The following is a 4,486-nucleotide window of genomic DNA, read 5'->3' as shown; positions in this document are numbered from 1 at the left end:
GAGTCCGGATATAAGTCCGCAACCACCCTCCTCGCCACGATCAAAATTGCCTTGCAAATGGGAGGCGACCATATAAGTAATGTCCGGACCGGACATTTGAATCTGGCTTTGACATTGTGTGTAAGAGCAAAGTTGTAATCTATGGCCAGCCCGAATTTTGCAACCCCTGGTTCTGACGTTTTTGGCTTGCGCAAATCTATCCGGAATCTGAGGTTACGCCTCGTTCCACGATGAAAACCGCACCGGTCGATCCTCAAAATGTCGGCAGCTGCTGGGAGCTGTACAACTTGTCAGGTTCTTCGTCCGGTCGCTGTGCCGTTGGATCATCAGAGTTACCGCAGTCGCAAAACCTGGTGGGACAAAATTTCAAGCACGACACCCGAGCGATGGATCGTACGCGGCGTGCTTGGTCAGTACAGCCCAAGCGATTCGAGCGAGCTTGTTGGCGACCGCGCACGCCACCACGTTCGAATGGCGTCGTGTGAGCATCGATCGAATCCACTCGCCAAGCCCATCGGTTCGCAGCGCCACTCGCTGGATGACGGCTCGCGCACATTGGACCAACAGGTGACGCAGATGCTTGTCACCTCGCTTGCTGATTCCATACAAAACGTTGCGGCCTCCGGTGCTGTGTTGCTTGGGAACTAGGCCGATCGACGCGGCAAAGTTGCGCCCGCCTTCATACTGACTAACGTTCCCGATCTCGGACGCGAGAAGACTTGCCGTGACGACACCGATCCCGGGAATCGACAGTAGCCGGGCCGCATTTTCGTCCTCGCGTAACTGCAACTTCAGATCCTTGTCGATGTCATGGACCTGCTGATCCAGATATCGGTAGTGTTCGTGCAATCGGTGCAGCAGCTCGGCCAGTCGAGATGGCAACTCATTGGCGCCCAAGGCATCGGATATGCGATTCAATACAGCTTTGGATGTTGGCAGAGTGATGCCGAATTCCAGAAGAATGCCGTGAATTCGATTGATGGTGGCCGTGCGCTCAACGACGAGTCCCTCTCGAACCCGATGCAACGCAGCAAGTGTTTGCTGTGCCTCTGAGCGAGGTGCTACAAAGCGCATGGAGGGTCGCGCCGCAGCCTCGCAGATCGCTTCGGCGTCGATGTAGTCGTTTTTGTTGCTCTTCACAAAGGGGCGGACAATCTGAGGCGAAATGAGCTTGGCTGCATGTCCCATGGCGATCAATTGACGTGCCAGCCAATGGGATCCCGCGCAGGCTTCCATGACAACCGTCACGGCCTTCAGATTTCCGAAGAACGGCAGGAGCTGGGCGCGCGTCAGCCTCTTGCGAAATACGTATGCGATTCATTACCGACGCCCTTGTCTAGAAATCGCTGCACTCTGATGCTACGTGTCCACGTGGACAGCTGGCATCAGAGGGTATGACAGAAAAACGAGACTTGCGTAGCCGACTGGTGGTCGGTCGGAAACGGGATGGCCGCCGTGAATACGACGATGCTGCCCGAGACGAATTAGTGCAGTTGTGCCTGCAGCCCGGCGTTTCGATTGCGCGGACGGCTATGGAGCATGACCTCAATCCCAACCTGCTGCGCAGTTGGGTCGCACGACATCAAAAGATCCAAGCCCAGGTCGAGCATGAGCGGATGGCCCGGACACCTGTTGTTGCCGATGGCGTTTCAATCGATATTCCAAACTCACCGCCGGCATTCGTGCCAGTCGTGTCGGTGACCACTCCACGGATGGCGCTTTCACCGAAGCCGTTACCTCCAGCTTCTTCGATGGCACTCTCGCTGCACGTACGTCTGTCGAATGGCGTCGAGTTCGATCTCGGTGAGGCGAGCATCGACGAACTGACCACTGTCATCCACATGCTCGGGAGGCTTCCGTGTTCCGGTTCGACGAAGACCTGAAGGTGTATCTGCACCGCGATCCTGTCGACTTCCGCTACGGCATGAACAGCCTGTCGATTCTCGTCGAACAGTCGATGCGACTGAACCCGATGGATGCCTCGCTCTACGTGTTCGGCAATCGGCGTCGTGATCGCATCAAGATCCTCGGCTGGGATGGGAACGGCTTCTGGCTGCTGATGAAACGCCTCGAGGCCGATCGCTTCACTTGGCCAGACAAGAAAACCGAAGTCGTGTCGATGACGACGGACCTGCTGCACGCGTTGCTCGACGGTGATGACATTACCACGATCCAGCGGCATCCGAGACGCGAATATCGTCGCGTCAGTTGAACTCGGGATCGGCATGCCGATCCAGGTCGCCATCACCGCCGACGAACTTGCCGCGCTGCTCGCGATACGCGAAGCGTATGGTTTGCTTCAGCACGAGCATGAAGAAGTTCGCGGCACGCTGCGTCTCGTGACGGCGGAACGCGATCTCGCCGAGGAGCGGCTGCGCGCCTATCGACACGAATTGTTCGGCGCCAAAAGCGAGGCACGAACCTCGGGAAAGCTCGGTCTGTTCAATGAAGCCGAAGCGTTGGGCACGAACGCAACGCCGGCGCAGGAAGACACTCCGGAATTGACGGTCACTGCGCATACGCGCAAGAAACGCGGCCACCGCAAACCGCTCGATCCCACCCTGCCGCGCGACGTCGTGCGACACGAACTGCCCGAAGCTGAACGCTTCTGCGCAAACGATGGGCACGCGCTCGTCGAGTTCGGCGTGGAGATCAGCGAGCAGCTCGATGTGATCCCCGAGCAGCTTCGTGTGATCCAGCACCAGCGCGTCAAATACGCGTGTCCGTGCTGCGATCTCGGCATCAAGGTCACGCCGGCGCCGCCGCGCATCATCCCGCGCGGACTGTTGAGCGAATCGGCACTCGCGTGGATCGCTACCGGCAAGTACCAGTTCGGCATGCCGCTGTATCGCCAGGCTGGCCTACTGCGTCGCTTCGGCGGCGACATCTCGTCGAACACGATTGCTGCCAGCATGGTCCGCGTCGGCCTCTCGACGCAGCCCGTGATCAACCTGATGCGCGATGCGCTGCTCGATTCCGAGCTCATCTACTGCGACGAGGCGACGCTCCAAGTGCTGAAGGAAGAAGGCCGTCGACCGCAATCGACGAGTTACCTCTGGGCGCAGATGACCGGTTCGGGCGTTCCCATTCGTTGCTTCACCTATACCCCGGGACGCGGTGCCAAGCTGGCCGACAAGCTGTTCACCGGGATCCGCGCGGGTGCGGTCATGATGACCGATAGCTACGAGCCCTACAACGACATCGCTCAACGTCACCAGTTCGTGCATCTTGGATGCTGGGTTCACGTGAGACGGTACTTCGTCAAAGCGGAGGACAGCGTCCCGAAGGCTGCTCGAACGCCCAATCTGCTCGCGACGCGCTTCATCAAGCTGATCGGAAAGTTGTTCGCTGCCGAGACACGTAGTGAAATGTGGCCGGCGCAGCGACGACAGCGATTGCGACGACGATACAGCGTACGCGTACTCGACGCCATCCACGCGTTGATGCTCGAGCAGTCATCTGGCATCGTACCGAAGAGCCTGCTTGGTAAGGGATTGACTTACCTGCGCGCGCAGTGGCCAAAGCTCATCCGTTACGTCGAGAACGGCGACTGGCCCATCTCGAACAATCCCTGCGAAAACGCGATTCGTCCGTTCTGCGTCGGGCGCCGCGGGTGGCTGTTCTCGGACACCGTCGACGGCGCAAACGCAAGCGCCAATCTATATACGCTCGTCGAGACCTGCAAGGCGAGCGGCATCGATCCCTATCACTATCTCACCTGGCTGTTCCAGCGTCTCCCGCTGGCAAAGACCGTCGACGATTACGACGCGCTGCTGCCGTGGAAGATGCCTACGGCCTCGCATTAACCAGCCATCTCACATTCAACGGAGGTAAACATGTCCGATCCAAAGCAAATCAAAGCGTACGTCCAGGACGCGTCAGGACAGTTGGTACCCCTTACCGCAGACTCGCTCGTTCTGGAATTCCCATCAGGTGACTCTCTAGAGGTCTCCTGGGAAACGCAGCATCCTGATGACCCTCGTCCAGCATGTCTGGCAGTATGGGGTGGACGTCGTGTTTCAAAACCCCTGTCGGAAGAAGAAATCAACGCTCAAACTCGTGCGACATCGGTTGCGATTTTACCCTCAGCCTCGAACCTCGTACTCGTTCATCCGTACTCGCACCCCATCCGCAAGCGTACCTAAAAATCGGCACCGTTCCGGAACGACGCCTCCCCATCAACCTCCCTGAGAGGCGTCAATGATGGATCGCTTACCGAAATACCTCGTGACCTTTCACGTCTTGCCCATGCAGATGAAACACATGCTTGCCCAAATCGATACCGATCAGCGTGATCTTGTTCATGGCGCTCTCCTCTACCGTGGACCGAACTTCCTATCGCAGAACGGTCGCGGGGATCGGGCTGGCCATTTCATTATGTCCGCGGACATTTGAGAATGTCTTTGACAGACAGACAGACAGACAGACAGACAGACAGACAGACAGACAGACAGATAGATAGATAGATAGATAGATAGATAGACAG

The 4,486-nt window shown here is 57.8% G+C and carries 3 protein-coding genes and 1 pseudogene; 3 read left to right on the top strand and 1 reads right to left on the bottom strand.

The features are described from left to right. Positions 1-366: 366 nt before the first annotated feature. Positions 367-1,308 (bottom strand): annotated as a pseudogene (locus tag WS46_RS32790) (IS110 family transposase); the annotation flags it as partial. A gap of 86 nt (positions 1,309-1,394) precedes the next feature. On the opposite strand from WS46_RS32790, the gene WS46_RS34915 reads away from it, so the two are divergent. The 3 genes from WS46_RS34915 to WS46_RS32775 are packed head-to-tail and all read left to right on the top strand — an operon-like array spanning position 1,395 to position 3,806. Further along, positions 1,395-1,883, top strand: coding sequence for a transposase (locus WS46_RS34915; protein ID WP_179949210.1), 489 nt, complete (start codon positions 1,395-1,397; stop codon positions 1,881-1,883). Then, positions 1,859-2,212 (top strand): IS66 family insertion sequence element accessory protein TnpB, encoded by a 354-nt coding sequence (gene tnpB / locus WS46_RS32780; RefSeq protein ID WP_059534759.1) that lies wholly within the window; start codon positions 1,859-1,861, stop codon positions 2,210-2,212. The genes WS46_RS34915 and tnpB overlap by 25 nt, the downstream gene beginning before the upstream one ends. Positions 2,213-2,225: 13 nt before the next feature. After that, positions 2,226-3,806, top strand: a complete 1,581-nt coding sequence (locus WS46_RS32775; RefSeq protein ID WP_059534761.1) for an IS66 family transposase — start codon at positions 2,226-2,228, stop codon at positions 3,804-3,806. Positions 3,807-4,486: the final 680 nt, after the last annotated feature.

Origin of the sequence: Burkholderia sp. RF4-BP95, assembly GCF_001521985.1 — a bacterium.
Lineage (GTDB): Bacteria > Pseudomonadota > Gammaproteobacteria > Burkholderiales > Burkholderiaceae > Burkholderia > Burkholderia diffusa.
This window is presented reverse-complemented; position numbering and strand designations above follow the sequence as displayed.

Excerpts from the sequence above, each read along its gene's own strand:
- WS46_RS34915 (WP_179949210.1), top strand. The coding sequence starts at position 1,395 with ATGACAGAAAAACGAGACTTGCGTAGCCGACTGGTGGTCGGTCGGAAA.
- WS46_RS32775 (WP_059534761.1), top strand. The coding sequence starts at position 2,226 with ATGCCGATCCAGGTCGCCATCACCGCCGACGAACTTGCCGCGCTGCTC.